This window comes from Anabaena sp. 4-3 (assembly GCF_001597745.1).
GTDB lineage: Bacteria > Cyanobacteriota > Cyanobacteriia > Cyanobacteriales > Nostocaceae > Trichormus.
The window spans coordinates 297918-315524 of record NZ_LUHJ01000061.1 but is presented as its reverse complement, the minus strand read 5'-3'; the positions used below and the strand labels follow the sequence as shown (position 1 = coordinate 315524).

Sequence of the window (17607 nt, the reverse complement as noted above, 5' to 3'; positions counted from 1 at the left end):
TATTGTTTAGATAATCTCAAAATACAGATCATGCCATGCAACTACACTAAAAACCTCATCTGGAAATATTTTGTTTTGTAGCAAGAGACGACAAGAAAATCAAAAAAGACTTATACCACTGGGAAAATAAAACAGCTATAGCAATTCCCATTCAAGTCAGGTACAGTCAGTCAAAATTCAACGCAGATGGACGCAGATAAACGCAGATAAATTTGTCACTCATTAGACTAGAAAACGCTATATTAGTTATCGCTGTTAACTACTGACTGGATTTATGATACTTGTGTCAGTCCTGTCACATAAGATGATTTAGGCTAAACTTAGGGTTAAATAAGAGCAGGTAAAATATTATGATTAAAACACCAACTTGCCGGGTATCTTTAGAAGAATTTTTACAATTACCAGAAACCGAGCCAGCAAGTGAATATATCAACAGTGAAATCTTCCACAAACCTATGCCTCAAGGTAAACATAGTAGACTACAGTTGCAATTAGCTAATGCGGTTAATAATGTGGTAGAAGCCCCAAAAATTGCACTGGCTTTACCAGAATTACGTTGTACATTTGGTGGCTATTCCATTGTGCCAGATGTCGCAGTATTTTCGTGGCAGAGAATTCCTGTAGATGACAAAGGTAATATTGCCAATGCGTTTAATACCTATCCAGATTGGATAATTGAAATTTTATCTCCTGAGCAAAGTACAACCAAAGTCACCAGAAAAATTTTACATTGTTTAAATCATGGTACTAGCTTAGGTTGGTTAATTGATCCAGAGGAATATGGTATTTTAATTTATCCGCCTCACCAGCAACCTATATTTTTAGAAAACGAATCAGATATCTTGCCAGTACCTGATTTAGTTAAAGATTTACATTTGACATTAGGACAATTATTTGCTTGGTTGAAATTATAGAAATTATTAAAGAAAAAGGTATTTAATTTTGAATTTTGCGAAAAGTTCTGTAGGCGGGTTTCCCGCCGTAGGAAACTTTTCAAGACGAATTTTGAATTTGGAGCGAAGCGACGTGACTTTACCTAACTGGATTACTTTCTCTCGGCTTTTGGGTGTACCATTTCTGTTATACGGTTTATACAATCCTACACCGTCGGCTAGATGGATATGTTTAGCAATTTTTTTAGTGGCGGCGTTGACAGATTGGTTAGATGGTTATTTAGCAAGAAAACTTAACCAAATTAGTGATTTGGGTAAGTTTCTTGATCCTTTAGTGGATAAATTTTTGGTATTAGCACCGTTGTTGGTGTTAGTAGAGTTAGGAAAAATCCCAGCTTGGGGGGTATTCTTGATTTTAGCGCGAGAATTAGCGATCGCCGGTTGGCGAGTGAATCAAACCAAAATTACCGGGGCGAATATTTGGGGTAAACTAAAAACAGTCAGTCAGATAGTAGCGATCGCCTTACTAATTGCACCCTTATCAGCAGACTGGGAATTATCATCACTCATCGCTTTTTGGCTAGCTGTGGCTTTAACTTTAATCTCTGGCATAATTTATCTTTGGCCTCAGTCTCCAGAAAATACCTAAAATTCCCCACAAAATTATCTATTATCATAATTTTGTTTCAACCAATTTTGGTAAGCTCCAGAACGGACTTGATTTACCCAATAAGAATTATTTAAATACCATTGCACAGTTTTTCGCAAACCACTATCAAAATTTTCTTGAGGTTGCCAACCTAATTCTTGACTGATTTTACTACAATCAATTGCATAGCGACGGTCATGACCAGGACGGTCTTTCACAAACGTTATCAAAGACGAGTAAGATAAATTAAGTTGAGGCACTAATTCATCGAGAATTGCACAAATTGTTTTTACAACTGTGAGATTAGTTTTTTCATTCAAACCACCAATATTATAAGTTTCGCCAATTTTACCTTGTTGTAAAACTAAATAAATAGCTTGGCAATGGTCAATTACATATAACCAATCTCTGATATTTTGCCCATCTCCATATATAGGTAAAGGTTTACCATCTACAGCATTGAGAATCGTTAAAGGAATCAGCTTTTCAGGAAACTGAAGCGGCCCGTAATTATTAGAGCAATTTGTGGTTAAAGTTGGCAAGCCATAGGTGTGATAATAGGCGCGCACAAAATGGTCAGATGCCGCCTTAGATGCAGAGTATGGACTATTAGGTGCATAGGGCGTATCTTCCCTAAAAGCTGGGTCTTGGGGATTGAGTGAACCGTAAACTTCATCTGTAGATATGTGCAGAAAGCGAAATTGTTTTTGTTTAGCAGATGGTAGCTTTTGCCAGTAAAATCTACTTGCTTCTAATAACTGAAAAGTTCCTAAAACATTAGTGTTAATAAAGTTTTGCGGACTAAAAATTGAACGGTCTACATGACTTTCAGCCGCAAAATTAATGATAGTATCTGGTTGATACTGTGATAATAAATAACTGACTAACTCAAAATTGTTGATATCTCCTTGCACAAAATGATAGTTTTTATCAGTTTGTAATTCTGCTAAATTTCCTAAATTGCTAGCATAAGTGAGTTTATCTAAATTAATGATATTAGCCCATTGTAATTGTCGAGCCAGGAGAATAAAATTAGCACCGATAAATCCGGCTCCTCCTGTTACCAATAGTGTTTGCATATTTTATGGACAAATAAAGTGTATTTTGTTTGTACCAAAATTTTGCTGTGATTTGTTAACTTAAAGTTAGTCGGTTAGGACTTTCCTTATGTATCAAACAGACCCTCCCCATTCTCCCCAAGTAGCCCTACCTACGATGTATGATCTTCCCAGTGAATCCCCGGAGGAACCCGGTTTGCCTGACGAATTTCACATTATTCAGCCACAACTTTTGCGTGAAACCTTTTCTCCCCCCAACTATCCAGCAGACCAAATTTTTGTCGCCAGTGATTTAAACCTGTATTATGACACCCACCACCCACGCTGGTATAAACGTCCTGATTGGTTTGCAGTGGTAGGCGTTTCTCGTCTCTATGAACAACGGGAAATGCGTTTAAGTTATGTGATTTGGCAGGAAGGAGTAGCACCTTTTGTTGTAGTAGAATTACTGTCTCCGGGGACGGAAAAAGAAGATTTAGGGCATACTCTCAGGGAAATTAACCAACCGCCAACCAAATGGGAAGTCTATGAACGAATTTTACGAGTTCCCTATTATATTGTCTTTGACCGCTACACCGACCAACTGCAAGCTTTCCAATTAGTTGCAGACCGTTATAGCCAAATGGACTTGAGTAAACCTCAAGTCTGGATGCCAAGTTTAGAAATAGGATTAGGACTTTGGCAAGGTACTTACCAAGGAATTGAACGCTTATGGTTACGCTGGTATGATGCAGAAGGAAATTGGCTTCCCACCCCAGCAGAACAGGAAAGTCAACGAGCAGAAAGATTAGCAGCAAAGTTAAAAGAGTTAGGAATTGATCCAAATCAGGTTTAGGGAATGGAAGGGACTGGGGATTGGGGACTGGGGATTGGGGACTGGGGACTGGGAAAGTATTTCTCCCTTGTCTCTCTTGTCTCCCACCCTGCGGGAAGCTAAAGCTACATCTCCCTCATCCCCCTCATCCCCCACCCTGCGGGTGAATCCTACGGATACGCTGCGCGAACGCGTTAGCGTCTCTGTTCGCGCAGCGTCCCGTAGGGAAAGAGAAACTCAAGCTACATCCCCCTCATCCCCCTCATCTCCCCCCACTCCCCACTCCCTATTTTCTAGCTGGCTTGTAAAATCTCCTCATCTACAGAGAAATCTATGTCTTGTTTGTCCCTTCCGGTGGCGAGATAATCATTTTTAAAAGAGTCAGTTAACCCAGAGATTAAATCATATTGGGGTTGCCAATTTAATTCGGTTTGGGCTTTATTGACTGAGGCGAAGAAATGCTGTAAACGCATGGGGAAGGCTTTACGTTTGCCGAAATCAAATTTTTTCGGGTCGTAATGCACTATTTTAATGGCATCTGGTGATTTTCCGGCAGCTTGAGCGCAAGCACGGGCTAAACCATCAAAGGTGACGAAGCGATCGCCTGAAATATTATACACTTGCCCAATCGCCTGTTTGTTGCCAATTACCTGGGACATGGCTAAAGCTAGGTCTTGCACATGACCGAGTTGTGTGATATGTAAGCCGTTACCGGGAATGGGAATTGGGCGATCGCGTACAATTCGATCAAAGAACCAGCTTTCTAAATCGTTATAGTTTTTTGGCCCGTAAATATAGGTGGGACGAATGGAAGTGAAGGGTAATCCTTGCTGTTGCAAGTAAGTTTCAGTTTCGTGTTTACCCTTATGGCGGCTTTTTGGGTCTACTGCATCACCTTCAACATGGGGTAATTGGTCAGATTTGAGATAAACCCCCGCAGAACTCATGTAAACAAAATGCTGTACCCGTCCTTGAAAAATTTCGGCTAAAGGTTGTGTATCAGATAATTCTCGACCATTATTGTCAAAAATCACATCAAAATTTTCTTGTAGTAATTTTTCCTTCAGCTGTGTAGAATCAGTGCGATCGCCTATAATTTGTCCTACTCCCTGTAAATTTGGTAGGGGGCGATTACCACGATTAAACAAGACGACCTCATGTCCTTGTTCTACCAAAATTTGAGTTAAGTACACACCTATGAACCTAGTACCACCCATGATTAAAATACGCATAAATTCCCAACTCCTATGTCTTTTTTAGCGACCGGGGATTAGTGACTGAGAACTGGTAAAGAGTTTTCCCAATACCCAATCCCCAGTACCCAATCCCCAATACCCTTGAGGTTATCAGGTTGCTGTATCTCTCTGGAACCTCTACCAAAAGAAATACGTCCTGAAGATTTCATCTGGAGCAGTTCCCACATCTTGTTCACCAAGGTAAACTTGGCAGTTAACCTCACACTTTGCTTGCATAATTTTCTACATTTTTAAAGTTAGCTGTGCCTTTGAAATATGCTCTTGTTCATGAATGGCTGACACCAAAAGCCACAGGTGGTTCAGAACTCGTGGTGCGGGAAATTCTGAATCATATTGATGCCGATTTATACGCCCTCATTGACTTTGAATCGAGTAATCCTAAAAGTTATTTATACAAACGTCCCATCGGCAGAACTTTTCTCCAGCATTTCCCCTTTGCCCGCAATGGTATTCAAAAATATTTACCGTTGTTACCTTTGGCAATTGAACAAATGGATTTGCGGCAGTATGACATAATTTTGTCCTCATCTCATGCAGTAGCGAAAGGAGTGATTACTACTGGCAACCAGTTACATATTTGCTACTGTCATAGTCCTATGCGTTATGCCTGGGACTTAACCTTTGATTATCTCCGCCACAGCAAACTGGGTAAGGGTGTAGCTGGGTGGTTAACACGGTATTTACTACATCGTTTACGCCAATGGGATGTGTTAAGTGCTAATCGGGTTGACTACTTTATTGCCAACTCTCACCATACCGCCCAGAGGATTTGGCGTTGCTATCGCAGAAAAGCGACGGTGATTTATCCACCAGTGGATGTGGAGGCATTTCCGTTTTTACCTTACAAAGAGGATTTTTATCTGATCGTTTCCCGGTTAGTGAGTTATAAACAAGTATCTCTAATTGTTCAAGCTTTTAATAAATTGCAGCGGCCGTTGGTGATTATTGGTACTGGTTCGGAAATGAAAAAAATTCAGGAATTAGCCAACTCTAATATCCAAATACTGGGGTGGCAACCTGATGAGGTGGTAAAAAAATATATGGCTAAAGCTAGGGCATTTGTGTATGGTGCTTGCGAAGATTTTGGCATTGCCTTAGTCGAGGCGCAAGCTTGCGGTACACCAGTAATTGCCTACGGTGCCGGGGGAGCGTTAGAAACTGTGCGGGATGTACGTACCTATAAAGACACAGGAACGGGTATATTTTTTGGGAGTCAAACAGAAGCAGCTTTGGTGGAGGCAGTAGAAAAATTTGAAATGTATCAAGATGTTCTCAATCCTGAGTATATGCGATCGCACGCCGTCCAGTTTTCACCGCAAATTTTTGCCCAACGCTACCTAGATTTTGTGCATCAGTGCCAAAAAACAGGAACTCTTGGAAGCGATCGCCATAATTTAATGTAATTGTTGTGTATGCTTTTGGCAACTGTCCCCCAGAAGCACATCCTTTTAGCTTTAAGATTGGGACTATGTGTGGTGTGGATTAATAAGGAGTATGATGACTGCCCAGAGCTCACTCCTCTCCGGCAAGCGACGCTTAAGGCCAGATGCTAGCTCGTCTATGCGTTCTACTCTTAAGCGTAGTCAAAAAACCAAGACACCGAAAATCAAACCTCAAGGTTTGTCTTTCCCCCGGTTAAACGGAGAGTTTGGTAAAAGAGTTTTTGATATTGTGTTTTCGTTGTTGGTGTTAATTCTGTTCTCCCCTGTATACTTGATTTTGGCCTTACTGATTGCTTTAAGCTCAAAAGGCCCGATTTTTTACGTCCAAGAAAGAATAGGGAAGAATTACAAGCCTTTTTATTGTATTAAATTCCGCACAATGGTCAACAATGCGGATGAAATCCTGGTGGAAATGATGGAAACATCGCCCCAGTTGCGACAGGAATTTGAAACCAGTTTTAAGCTCAAACATGATCCCCGAATTACCAAAATCGGTCGATTCTTGCGAATTACTAGCTTGGACGAATTTCCCCAATTCTGGAACGTGTTAAAAGGGGATATGAGTGTTGTGGGGCCGCGCCCCCTAGTCGCCGAAGAACTACCGAAATATGGTATTCACATCGATCAAGTTTTAACCATCCGACCAGGGATCACTGGACTATGGCAAGTATCTGGACGTAATGACATTCCTTATCCACGGAGAATCCAAATCGACTTGCACTATGCCAAATTTAGAACCTTTTGGTTGGACTTATGGATCATCTTGAAGACAATTGATGTGGTGATTTTTCCCAAAAATAACGGAGCATACTGAAAAAAAAGTTAAAATTATTCAGCTAAGTTCTGCGCCTAAGCTGGGGAAATTTTTGACTCTCTCCTCACTAAAAGTCACACTAAATATCTATATGTAGGGTGCGTCAGTCTGCATAAATCCTGCAAAGAAACTTATGTTTGGCATCTGACGCACCCTACTAATGTGCCAGTCCAGTAGAGTGCGTCAGCCTGCATAAATCCTGCAAAGAAACTTATGTTTGGCATCTGACGCACCCTACTAATGTGCCAGTTGCATCAGTCCTGACCAGAATAAAGTTGCCTAATTCATTTATTTATATGTAATTTCTTTAGAAGTTTATTGAAGAAATTTTGTATTACATAAAGTTTCTGTAAGAAATTTGCAGCAAAATACCTAAATAGCGTAAATATAGCCATTTAAGGCTAAACTCTTCTATTAAATTGACTGTTTCTTCAGTATATTTATTGAGAATCAAAACCTAGCAGACGTTAAAACTCGTAGGTTTCCCATTAGGCAATTTAGTGATTAACTGCTAGGTTGTATCAATTGACCTGCATATATCTTCTTTACGGACAAAAGGAATAAGCAAGCATGACCGAAAACAAGCGTGCGTTAATTACTGGTATTACTGGCCAAGATGGTTCATACTTGAGTGAATTTCTGCTGGGGCAAGGTTATGAGGTTCATGGTATAATCCGGCGGACTTCTACCTTTAACACTGACCGCATCGATCACATCTACGAAGATCCTCATAAAGAAGGCGTGCGGTTATTTCTTCACTACGGCGACTTGACTGATGGTACAACCCTACGACGGATTTTAGAAGAAGTCCAACCTACAGAAATTTATAATTTAGGCGCGCAATCCCATGTACGGGTGAGCTTTGATTCACCAGAATATACAGTAGATTCCGTGGGCATGGGAACACTGCGTTTACTAGAAGCCATCCGCGACTATCAGCACCGCACTGGGATTCAGGTGAGATTTTACCAAGCTGGTTCTTCAGAAATGTATGGTTTAGTACAAGCTGTTCCCCAAAGCGAAACTACACCGTTCTACCCCCGCAGTCCTTACGCATGTGCAAAAGTGTACGCCCACTGGCAAACGGTTAATTACCGTGAATCCTATGGACTTTTTGCTTGTAATGGTATTCTTTTTAACCATGAATCACCCCGACGCGGTGAAACCTTTGTTACCCGCAAAATTACCAGAGCAGTGGCGCGGATTGTGGCTGGCAAGCAGAAAACGCTATATATGGGTAATCTGGATGCAAAAAGAGATTGGGGCTACGCTAAGGATTATGTCCGGGCAATGTGGTTGATGTTGCAACAAGACCAACCAGACGATTATGTAATTGCTACAGGTGAAACTCATTCAGTACGAGAATTTCTAGAGTTAGCGTTTAGTCATGTAAATCTTGATTGGCAAGATTATGTAGAGTTCGATGAGCGTTATCTACGCCCAGCAGAAGTAGATTTATTAATTGGCGACTCTACCAAAGCCCAACAAAAATTGGGTTGGCGACCTTCAGTCACTTTTAAAGAGTTGGTGGCACTGATGGTAGATGCTGATTTGCAAGCAATAGGGCAAACTTCACCCAATGGCAATGGTTCTCTGCTGCCCCAGGACATTGCTACTATTCGTCAAGAACTGGATGTTATCCACTTCTAATCAAATCTTGCCAAGGATAAAAATATGACCGCCTTAGAGCTACAAAATAAACGAATTCTTGTCACTGGTGGGGCAGGGTTTTTAGGCCGTCAAGTAATCGAGCAACTGGGCAAAGCTGGGGCTGACCAAGCTAAGATTACAATACCGCGATCGCGCGAATTAGATTTACGTGTCTGGGAAAATTGCCAACGCGCAGTAGACCAACAAGATATCGTCATCCACTTAGCAGCTCATGTGGGCGGTATCGGTCTTAACCGGGAAAAACCGGCGGAGTTATTCTACGATAACTTGATCATGGGAACTCAGCTAATTCATGCTGCCTATCAAGCTGGTGTAGAAAAATTCGTCTGTGTGGGTACAATCTGTGCCTACCCTAAATTTACTCCTGTACCATTTAAGGAAGATGACCTGTGGAATGGTTATCCAGAAGAAACTAACGCCCCTTATGGCGTTGCTAAAAAAGCTCTGTTAGTCCAACTGCAATCTTATCGTCAGCAGTACGGCTTTAATGGGGTTTATCTTTTGCCAGTGAATTTATACGGGCCTGAAGATAACTTTGATCCTGGGAGTTCCCACGTCATCCCGGCGTTAATTCACAAAGTTCATGCGGCTCAAATTAATAAAGTTAAGCAACTACCTGTTTGGGGTGATGGTAGTCCTACCCGTGAGTTTCTTTATTCGGAAGATGCCGCGCGGGGTATTGTCATGGGAACTCAATTCTACAATGACTCAGAACCAGTTAACTTAGGCACTGGTTCTGAAATCTCCATTCGTGATTTAGTCACTCTGATTTGCGAACTGATGGAGTTTGACGGTGAAATTGTATGGGAAACAGACAAACCAAACGGTCAACCCCGTCGTTGTTTGGATACTGAACGCGCAAAACAAGCTTTTAATTTCTCTGCTCAGGTAGATTTCCGGCAGGGATTGAAGAATACTATTGATTGGTATCGTCAAAATGCTGCTGAGAAAATCGCGAATGGGTAACGTTCACCGATAACCTGATCAGTTTTTTTGACCTCTCCCCCAACCCCTCTTGAACACCAAGAGGGGTTTGTCTCTCACCGTTCCCTGATAAACCCTGCACTAATTGGCATGGACAAAGTTGATCATCAACAAAGTAAAGTCAAGTTACGCCGCAATCTGTTAAAAACTCGTCAGTCAATGTCTATGAGAGAATGGCGAGAAAAAAGCGATCGCATCTGTCATCTATTACAAAACTCTCTACTTTTTCAACAAGCTAAAACCATACTTGCTTATCTGAGTTTTCGTCAAGAACCTGATCTGAGCAACCTATTTTTAGATACTCAATACCGTTGGGGATTTCCTCGCTGCGTGGAAACATCACTTAACTGGCATATTTGGCAACCAGGAGAATCTTTACAAATTAATTCCTATGGCATTAAAGAACCAGCACCATCAGCACCAACTATTAACCCAGAAGAAGTTGATTTAATTCTCATCCCTAGCGTCGCTTGTGATCAGCGTGGCTATCGTTTAGGTTATGGTGGTGGGTATTATGATCGCTTGCTCAGTTCTACCGAGTGGGCAAATAAACCAACTATCGGCATTGTGTTTGATTTTGCTTATTTACCCCAATTACCTATTCAACCTTGGGATCAACCTTTAGCTGCTGTGGTTACTGAAACTAAACTTTATATTAATTCGTAATTTGTAATTGGTTAATTTTTAATTTATATTAAATTTGGAGTGCGGTATTGTGACTAATTTCCGATGGCAAAATACTAAAATGCCAACTGTGATGATGTACTGTTTATTGGGAGCGATCGCCATCGTCACACTATTCCCATTACTTTGGCTAATCAGCACAGCTTTAAAATCACCCACAGAAAATATTTTCCAATCCCCACCGCAGTTATTACCCAGTCAACCTACGGTAGAAAACTTCTCTAAGGTGTGGCAATCTTTACCTTTTGGACAGTACATCTATAACAGTACATTGGTGGCAGTGCTGACTGTCGGTTTAAATTTGTTGTTCTGCTCCTTAGCCGCTTATCCTTTAGCCAGACTATCATTTCCTCTGAGGAATGGAATTTTTATTGCGATCGTCTCTACAATTATGATTCCTTTCCAGATTGTGATGATACCTCTGTATATTTTGACAGTGCAGTTAGGGTTGAGAAATACTTATTTAGGAATTATTTTCCCCAGCTTGGCTTCCGCTTTTGGGATTTTCCTCCTCAGACAAGCTTTTATGGGTGTTCCCAAAGAAATAGAAGAAGCTGCCCGCATGGATGGTAGCTCAGAACTAGGTTTATGGTGGCATATCATGTTGCCAGCAGTCAAACCAGCCCTGGTGACTTTGGCTATTTTTGTATTTATCGGTTCTTGGAGTGATTTTCTTTGGCCTTTGATTGTGATTCAAGACGAAAGCTTATATACCCTTCCCTTGGGAGTGGCGAAATTAGCCGGGACATTTTCCCTTGACTGGCGTTTAGTCGCTGCTGGTTCAGTAATTGCGATCGCACCTGTTTTGCTACTATTTCTGATTTTACAGCGTTACATTGTAGCAACAGATACGGGCAGTGGAGTGAAGGGTTAGGTTGAGGAACTGGGAAAGAGGAAGAATTGGGGTTCTTTGCAGGGGGAAAAGGGAAAAGTCCCCTCTCCCTTGCTTCCCTGCCTCCCCTACACGCCTACACCTCTACTAGACTGAAATTAATAGTATATGGCTCATCCAAGGACTGTTGAGTGCTGGCTTTAATAGCATCTAGATAGCGATGGAAAATTTGCAATTGTGCGAAATTAGGACGATAGTTGAGGTTTCCTTGTTTTTCAAACAATGGTACTGAGGCGATCGCCTGATAATCAGGATTAGCCTCAGAGTTATGAGTCAGCCAAGTAGCTTCCGGCTGTGCCGGAATCAAACCAGAAGGAATTTCCCCTTCTAAGAAAGCTAAAAGTCTTTGCTGACAAATACTGGTATTGATACCCCGTCCTTCAAATAATTGCAGAACTTCACTAAAGGCTAAAGTCCGGTTTGGCAATAGCCGCAGCAATTCTGTAAACAGAAAATAATCAGTGTATTGATGGCGAGATTCTTCTAAAACTTGCGGATGTAATGGTAGTAACGCCAAACCATAAGCCACACGACTACAGTTAGGCGCGCCATTTTCACCGAAGTAAGCATCTGGGATAATTTTGGCACTAGGAAGTTTTTGCCGTACCCAACGGTTAACAACGCCCAAATGTGCCAAACCACCAGTCAAAATTGCTTGATTAATCGCTTCGGTGGGTATACCACGCGCTACCAATAACTTATTCAGTTCACGGTTGAGGCGGCGGACAAAGGGAACAAACACTTGACTTTCTAAATCTCGTCGCTGTAACACCCAACGTTGATCGGCTAATTCAAAACTAAACGTGTCTTGGTGTTGCAAAATCAGCTTCAAGGCTAGGGCGGCATCTAACAACGCCTGTCCGAGTAAGGAACTTTCTAGACGCTGTTGGAAGCAAATACGAGCCTGAATGTCAGGTTCTGCAACACGGGGTAATTCTAATTCATCTAATTCTAAACTCTGCCACTGTATCTGATCTAAACCAGTAACAGCTGATGGCCAAGGGTGACTACTAATTGGTAAGCTATCTTCTGACTTTTCCCAACGGGATTGACGGTATTTGGGGGGTAAAAGTAACTGACAGATAATATCTTGCTCAATCGCTTTACTGGCGTAAGCAAAACTGTGGAGCATGAAATGATTGTGTGTCAGTTCTGGCAGGTTATCTGGCACATCCAGCAGTCCCATTTCTGTGTGACTGGCTCCCAGATTAATCACAAGGGTATTGCCTACCAAGGAATGATCATTGATTTTGGCAGGAATTAAACCTTGGGGACTGCTCAATTGTACTGTTTCACCGTTAGCACCATCTAAAATACTGAGTAAACTAGCGATCGCTTCCTCCACAAAAAACACTTGTTGGGGATGTTGGACTAATTTACTTGTCAGTAAAGCCTCCCGCACATTGAACCGATACTGTTCTGACCAACTAGAGGGGCAGTTACAAATCACACCAGCAACGTTATTGATAATGCTTTGAAAGCTGTGTTGATCCAAACCAATTGCTGTAGCGATTAATCCTTGAGTGGTACTGTAACGGTCTGCTTTGAGAGTTAACAATAATTTGGAGAGCGATCGCACTACCCAAATTAACGGCCCAGCACAAAACTGATTAAATTGCAATACAGGTTCCCATTTTTGTTGTTGATTTTTATAGGGAATAGCTACCTGTAAATATGGTTTCAACTGTGCCGAGTATGGATGATTCTTTAAATGTTCTGGCGTTTGACTGCTGTCAGTATCCCCTGGTGGTGCAGAAGTGGTGGGCAAATACACCTCTGCCGGTAAACGGAAAGATTGCTGGAAGGAATTGTCTCCCGGTTGGTGTTCTGCTGACCAACAAATCGGATAAACAACGCCAGTGGAGCGATTTAACAAAGCTGCGGAAATTCCTGTAGTACCTAAATCAATCCCTAAATACCAAAGTGAGTCCAGGGTATCAGGCGCATCTGCTGTATTGTTAATGGTACTCCCAGGCGTGACTACAGCAGCCTCTGGAGTGTCAATTGTGGCTTCCTTTTTTTTTTCAGTCGCGGGAGTAACCTCAAGGCTGGTTTGTGTCTGCGGTGCAGAAATCTGGTTGACTGAAGAAACCTCTGGCGCAGGCAAAGCAACATGATTTGAGTTTGCCGTTACTTCTGGAGTCAGATGTTGTTGGCGATCGCCTCCGGTGGTGCTGCTTTCCGAGACGCTACGCCGCCCATCACTCACCCAAAAATCAGCACTATCTGAGGCAATTACAGGTTGTGATTGTGAAGGCTGTTCATCCAGTTGAGCCAAATCCTGATGCAATTTCCGCCATTGTTCCTCATTGAGAGAAATTTCTGGCAGATTAGCTAACTCAGCTACTTCTGACGACAGTAAATTTTCCTGGGGTGAAGCCGGAATAAATTCCTCAGTAGGCTGTTGTGGCTGTTCATTTTTCTTGTTCCTGGTGACAGATGGCGGTTTTGACTCAATCGTGACTACCGTAGTTTTTTTGACTTCCTCCACAGGTGAATCTACTGTTAATAATGGTGCTTTCACCTCTACATCTGCTAATAAATCGGTTAAAGATGTAATGGTATCCCTACTATTTGGCTGTATGGAATCAATTTCTGTTGATGGCAGATTTTCTAAGTCTACATCTGGGGATTGAGTCGCTTCCTCAAAAAATAGTGCATCTGTCGGTGGGATTGGAGTATCTGAGATAGTTGATAAATCAGGGTGAGCAAAAATATCCGCATCTGATTGATCAAACCAAGCATCTGGCATCATTGCGGCCGTATCTGCTTCTGTTAGCGGATTGCTAGGTGGTTGAGTGTCGGCATAATTCAAGCTCAGTAAATCCTCAGTCACAGACTCTGGCTTGATTTCTAAATTATTCCCAAACAAGCTGGCATAGATGATATCAACTTCATCATTATTAGTTAAAGGTAAACCATCCTGAGATACAGTAGTGGAATTAGTCAAGTTGTCAGCAGGAAAAGATTCATCCACACCAAGCTGCAACAACATTTCATCCAATTCATCGGTTGCTGTATTCCGGCTGTCTTCGAGAATGCGATCGCCTTCCCTGGGCAGAACTTCATCATTGACAATCGGCAATTCTACTGTCGCTGATTCATCAGTTGCTGTATCCAGGCTATCTTCGAGAACTTGATCAGCGTCGCTGGGGAGAACACCATCGTTCACCAACGGTAATTCTACTATTGCTGATTCCTGATTGGCTGTATCAAAACTGACTTCTACAATGCTCTCAATTTCTGTACTGAAAACCTGATCTTTGACAATCGGCAATGCTCCTGTTTCTGGAATATTCTTGTCTGTAGATAAAGCCTCAGAATCTATAGATAAAGACTCACTAACTGTGAAACTGGTATCATTTGCTGATGATAGTCCTTGAGTAACGTTACTGTCTGGCTGAGAGCAGGATAGTAACTTAGCAAGGGTTTGATTTGCGGCATCAACTTGAGATGGCTGAAAACTAGATAATTCTTGCGTTAAATTTTGCAGCCAACTTACCAGCAACTGTTCGCCTTGTAATCCCGTACTGTGCATTCTTGCCAGTGCTTGAGATAAGGACTCATGATAAGTATGAATATTGCGCTGTAAGGCATCAAAGACAACATTAACAGTGCCATCTAAAGATAACAACTTTTGATCCAACTCTTGAGCTACCTGGGCTAACCGTTCTGTTTGTGCTGATGACTCCCAGAAGATTTGATGTGTAGGAGGCGTAATTTCGACGCTGGTTTGATTGCTGTCTAGAGCATAATCAGGCTTATTGACTATCACCTCAGCTAGCTGGGATTTTAAAGTTGGTACTAGGCGACTCATCAGCACTTGCAAAAAGTCAGTAATTATCTGCTCTTGGTTTGCCAGTTGCTGACTTAAGGAATAATTATGTAATCGCTTTTGCTCTAGCTGTCTAATTTCTTGTTCCAGAAGCGTGCGCTCTTGCAAAAGTGCCGAAATCTCCGCTTTCATTGGCTGCATAAACGCGGATAATTCATTTTTTAATTGTTCGGTTATAGCCTGAGTTTGTTCCTGTTGGCCGGGGCTGGGGGGTGCAGTTGACTGATTCTGAGCCTGCCCCGCAAATTTCAGCAATAAAGGCGATTGATGAGCGTATCCTACAGACTGATTGGGTTCAACAACTTCTGATGTTTCCGTCTCTTGTAAATTCACCAAAAAACTGCGAATTCGCTCTAAAACTACTCTCGGCTCCTGCGCTTGCCCAGACAACAGCCTAGACAGGCGTTTACCACTACTGTTGAGTAAGTTGTCAATATCTGCAATTAGGTTGTGAATTTCATCATTATGGGAAGTCACTTTCAAATTACCTTATCTAGAACTTTAGGTTAACTGGATTTGTAAATTAATCTACAATTATATTTGTAACAACAACGACTCAGTAAAATTGTTTGATAGATGAATAAAAGTTGCAACATTCCGTGAGGTTGTAGTCAGGCGAACTGACGGTTTTTGATTGAGTCGCACTCCCTGAGTTTGGCATTGCCAGTATCAGGTAGTTTACACAGCGATGTCAAAGCCCCTAGGACTTCATAGTATAAAAACACAAAAAAATCCAAATCGCCAAGCAATTTGTATAATTGATCAATACCTTGGATAGCAAGGTAGGATTTGTTTTACTGTCCCCTCACGGCGACTGGTAAAAAATTTTTAACAAAAATTTACTAATTTGAGTATGATGAATGTTAAATAGCTATAGTGTTGGAGTCATCATTTCTGCTGGACAGCTAGCCTGAAACTAATTTCAGATTGTAGTCAAAAGACTATCTAAAACAAAACTCAGATCACCTATCTCAGATCACCTATCTGTGTAAGATAACTAATTAACTCAGAAAAAATTATACCTTCATCGCTTAGGCTGAGTTAAACGTTTTTTTTGATTTATATACTAGACTTTAATAAAAATCTCGTAATGGAAGACCGATATAGCTTGCAGGCAAACACTCATTCCTGGATAATCTCGGCTCCCCTTTTTCAAGGTTTACCAGACACCTCTGTAGCAATAGCCCTCAACCACCTTGTCACACGCACACACCCAGCAAATCAAGTTATTCTACTAGAAAATGACTGGGGTGGTTCTGTATATTTTATCGTTGATGGTTGGGTAAAAATCCGCACTTACAACTTAGAAGGTAAAGAGGTAACGCTGAACATTATTGGTAAAGGGGAATTATTCGGTGAAATGGCAGCCTTAGATGAAGTCCCCCGTTCTACAGATGTGATTACTTTGACTAGCACGGTGATTGGCAGTATGCCATCCCAAGATTTTGTCAAGCTACTGCATACAGAACCTTTAGCGGGGGTTAACTTGTCACGCCTGATGGCTCGGCGTTTGCGGCAAGTCAACCGACGATTGCGCCTACGGGAGTCTGATAGTCAGTCGCGGGTAGCAGACACACTCTTATTTTTGGCCGAAGGACAAGGAAAACAAGGACACACAGGCACCGAAATCCCAAATTTACCTCACCGGGAACTGAGTAGTTTGAGTGGATTAGCACGAGAAACAGTGACAAGAGTATTGACAAGATTTGAAAAAAAAGGCTTGATCAAGCGAGAGCAAGACAATATTTGTATCCCTGATTTGTCAGCCTTAGAAAGAATGATAGTTTAACTAATTTTTTCAGATGAGTATTTTCAATTCTCTGCCAGATGAGTCAGAGGAAGATTCATCCCCTGAATCTCAAAACTCACTCAATCAAGGGTTAGAACAGCCAGAACAACTCAAGCAACCTCAATTAAAGGTGGATGCACCCTTGAGGATGGTAGAAACAGCATTTTTAGCAAGTGCTGCTAGCCTCATTTGGTTCATTAATTTTTACTTCCCCCTGGGGCCAGTATTGCGGATATTTTTCCCTGTACCCATAGCCTTAGTTTATCTCCGTTGGGGCAAACGCGCCTCATGGATGGCGGCTGTTACCTCTGGGTTACTACTGTCGGTATTGATGGGGCCAGTTCGTAGTCTATTATTCGTTATGCCCTTTGCGTTTATGGGTGTGCTATTAGGGGCGACATGGTATCGTCGTGTGCCTTGGCTTGTCTCCATTACCCTAGGAGCTTTATTAGGTACTTTAGGGGTATTTTTCCGCCTGTGGTTGCTATCTATCTTATCGGGAGAAGACCTATGGATTTACGTAATTAACCAAGTCACAGAACTGACAGAGTGGATATTCCTCAAGTTGGGATTATTAGCTAGCCCTAGTGTGTTTTTAATTCAAGTGGGGGCAATAGCCTTGATTGTCATCAATAATTTTATCTACCTGTTTGTAGTACACTTAGCCGCATGGTTGTTACTAGACCGTTTGGGAAATCCCATACCTCGCCCACCCAATTGGGTGCAAGTGCTAATGGACTATTAGAAACGCTGGGAGTGGAAGGGATTGGGGACTCTTGACTCTTGACTGGGGACAAATCAATTCAAAATTCAAGAGTTTCTGGGG

15 protein-coding genes are annotated in these 17607 nt (G+C 41.8%); 11 read left to right on the top strand and 4 right to left on the bottom strand.

The annotated features are described in order from the left end of the window. Positions 1 to 350: 350 nt before the first annotated feature. Positions 351 to 914 carry a Uma2 family endonuclease gene (locus A3775_RS16465; RefSeq protein ID WP_066425885.1) on the top strand — a complete coding sequence of 188 codons (564 nt, stop codon included), beginning with the start codon at positions 351 to 353 and terminating at the stop codon, positions 912 to 914. A gap of 112 nt (positions 915 to 1026) precedes the next feature. After that, positions 1027 to 1542 carry a CDP-diacylglycerol--glycerol-3-phosphate 3-phosphatidyltransferase gene (pgsA, locus tag A3775_RS16460; RefSeq protein ID WP_066375072.1) on the top strand — a complete coding sequence of 172 codons (516 nt, stop codon included), beginning with the start codon at positions 1027 to 1029 and terminating at the stop codon, positions 1540 to 1542. A gap of 14 nt (positions 1543 to 1556) precedes the next feature. Here the strand turns inward: pgsA and rfbB are convergent, their stop codons facing one another. Continuing rightward, positions 1557 to 2621: a dTDP-glucose 4,6-dehydratase gene (rfbB, locus tag A3775_RS16455; protein ID WP_066425884.1), complete on the bottom strand. Its 1065-nt coding sequence runs from the start codon at positions 2619 to 2621 to the stop codon at positions 1557 to 1559. 88 nt (positions 2622 to 2709) lie between these two features. Here rfbB and A3775_RS16450 point away from each other — a divergent pair, with 88 nt between their 5' ends. Continuing rightward, the gene (locus tag A3775_RS16450) at positions 2710 to 3435 is read left to right on the top strand and encodes a Uma2 family endonuclease (protein WP_066375076.1); all 726 of its coding nucleotides are present in this window, start codon (positions 2710 to 2712) and stop codon (positions 3433 to 3435) included. 272 nt (positions 3436 to 3707) lie between these two features. Here the strand turns inward: A3775_RS16450 and A3775_RS16445 are convergent, their stop codons facing one another. Together A3775_RS16445 and A3775_RS24355 are read right to left on the bottom strand one after the other, a co-directional pair. Beyond that, positions 3708 to 4646 (bottom strand): NAD-dependent epimerase/dehydratase family protein, encoded by a 939-nt coding sequence (locus A3775_RS16445; protein WP_066375079.1) that lies wholly within the window; start codon positions 4644 to 4646, stop codon positions 3708 to 3710. Positions 4647 to 4684: 38 nt separating this feature from the next. Further along, on the bottom strand, positions 4685 to 4837 hold the full coding sequence (locus A3775_RS24355) for a hypothetical protein (protein WP_156481660.1): 153 nt from the start codon (positions 4835 to 4837) through the stop codon (positions 4685 to 4687). Between the two features lie 75 nt (positions 4838 to 4912). On the opposite strand from A3775_RS24355, the gene A3775_RS16440 reads away from it, so the two are divergent. The 6 genes from A3775_RS16440 to A3775_RS16415 all read left to right on the top strand — a co-directional run bounded on the left by A3775_RS16440 (position 4913) and on the right by A3775_RS16415 (position 11139). Continuing rightward, positions 4913 to 6073, top strand: coding sequence for a glycosyltransferase (locus A3775_RS16440; protein WP_066375081.1), 1161 nt, complete (start codon positions 4913 to 4915; stop codon positions 6071 to 6073). Positions 6074 to 6167: 94 nt separating this feature from the next. Beyond that, a complete protein-coding gene (locus tag A3775_RS16435) occupies positions 6168 to 6926 on the top strand; it encodes a sugar transferase (RefSeq protein WP_066425880.1) in 759 nt (252 codons plus the stop codon). A gap of 570 nt (positions 6927 to 7496) precedes the next feature. Then, positions 7497 to 8576, top strand: coding sequence for a GDP-mannose 4,6-dehydratase (gmd, locus tag A3775_RS16430; protein WP_066425879.1), 1080 nt, complete (start codon positions 7497 to 7499; stop codon positions 8574 to 8576). A gap of 24 nt (positions 8577 to 8600) precedes the next feature. Further along, positions 8601 to 9563 (top strand): GDP-L-fucose synthase, encoded by a 963-nt coding sequence (locus A3775_RS16425; protein ID WP_066375090.1) that lies wholly within the window; start codon positions 8601 to 8603, stop codon positions 9561 to 9563. A gap of 108 nt (positions 9564 to 9671) precedes the next feature. Then, complete coding sequence (locus A3775_RS16420) at positions 9672 to 10247, top strand: 5-formyltetrahydrofolate cyclo-ligase (protein WP_066375092.1); 576 nt, start codon at positions 9672 to 9674, stop codon at positions 10245 to 10247. Positions 10248 to 10326: 79 nt separating this feature from the next. Then, on the top strand, positions 10327 to 11139 hold the full coding sequence (locus tag A3775_RS16415; protein ID WP_066375094.1) for a carbohydrate ABC transporter permease: 813 nt from the start codon (positions 10327 to 10329) through the stop codon (positions 11137 to 11139). Between the two features lie 94 nt (positions 11140 to 11233). Here A3775_RS16415 and A3775_RS16410 read toward each other — a convergent pair whose 3' ends face one another. After that, positions 11234 to 15469 (bottom strand): hypothetical protein, encoded by a 4236-nt coding sequence (locus tag A3775_RS16410; RefSeq protein ID WP_066425878.1) that lies wholly within the window; start codon positions 15467 to 15469, stop codon positions 11234 to 11236. Positions 15470 to 16082: 613 nt separating this feature from the next. Between A3775_RS16410 and A3775_RS16405 the strand changes: the two genes are divergently transcribed. Together A3775_RS16405 and A3775_RS16400 are read left to right on the top strand one after the other, a co-directional pair. Continuing rightward, positions 16083 to 16781 (top strand): Crp/Fnr family transcriptional regulator, encoded by a 699-nt coding sequence (locus tag A3775_RS16405; RefSeq protein WP_066375099.1) that lies wholly within the window; start codon positions 16083 to 16085, stop codon positions 16779 to 16781. A 13-nt stretch (positions 16782 to 16794) separates the two neighbouring features. Beyond that, positions 16795 to 17526, top strand: a complete 732-nt coding sequence (locus A3775_RS16400; protein ID WP_066375102.1) for a DUF2232 domain-containing protein — start codon at positions 16795 to 16797, stop codon at positions 17524 to 17526. Positions 17527 to 17607: the final 81 nt, after the last annotated feature.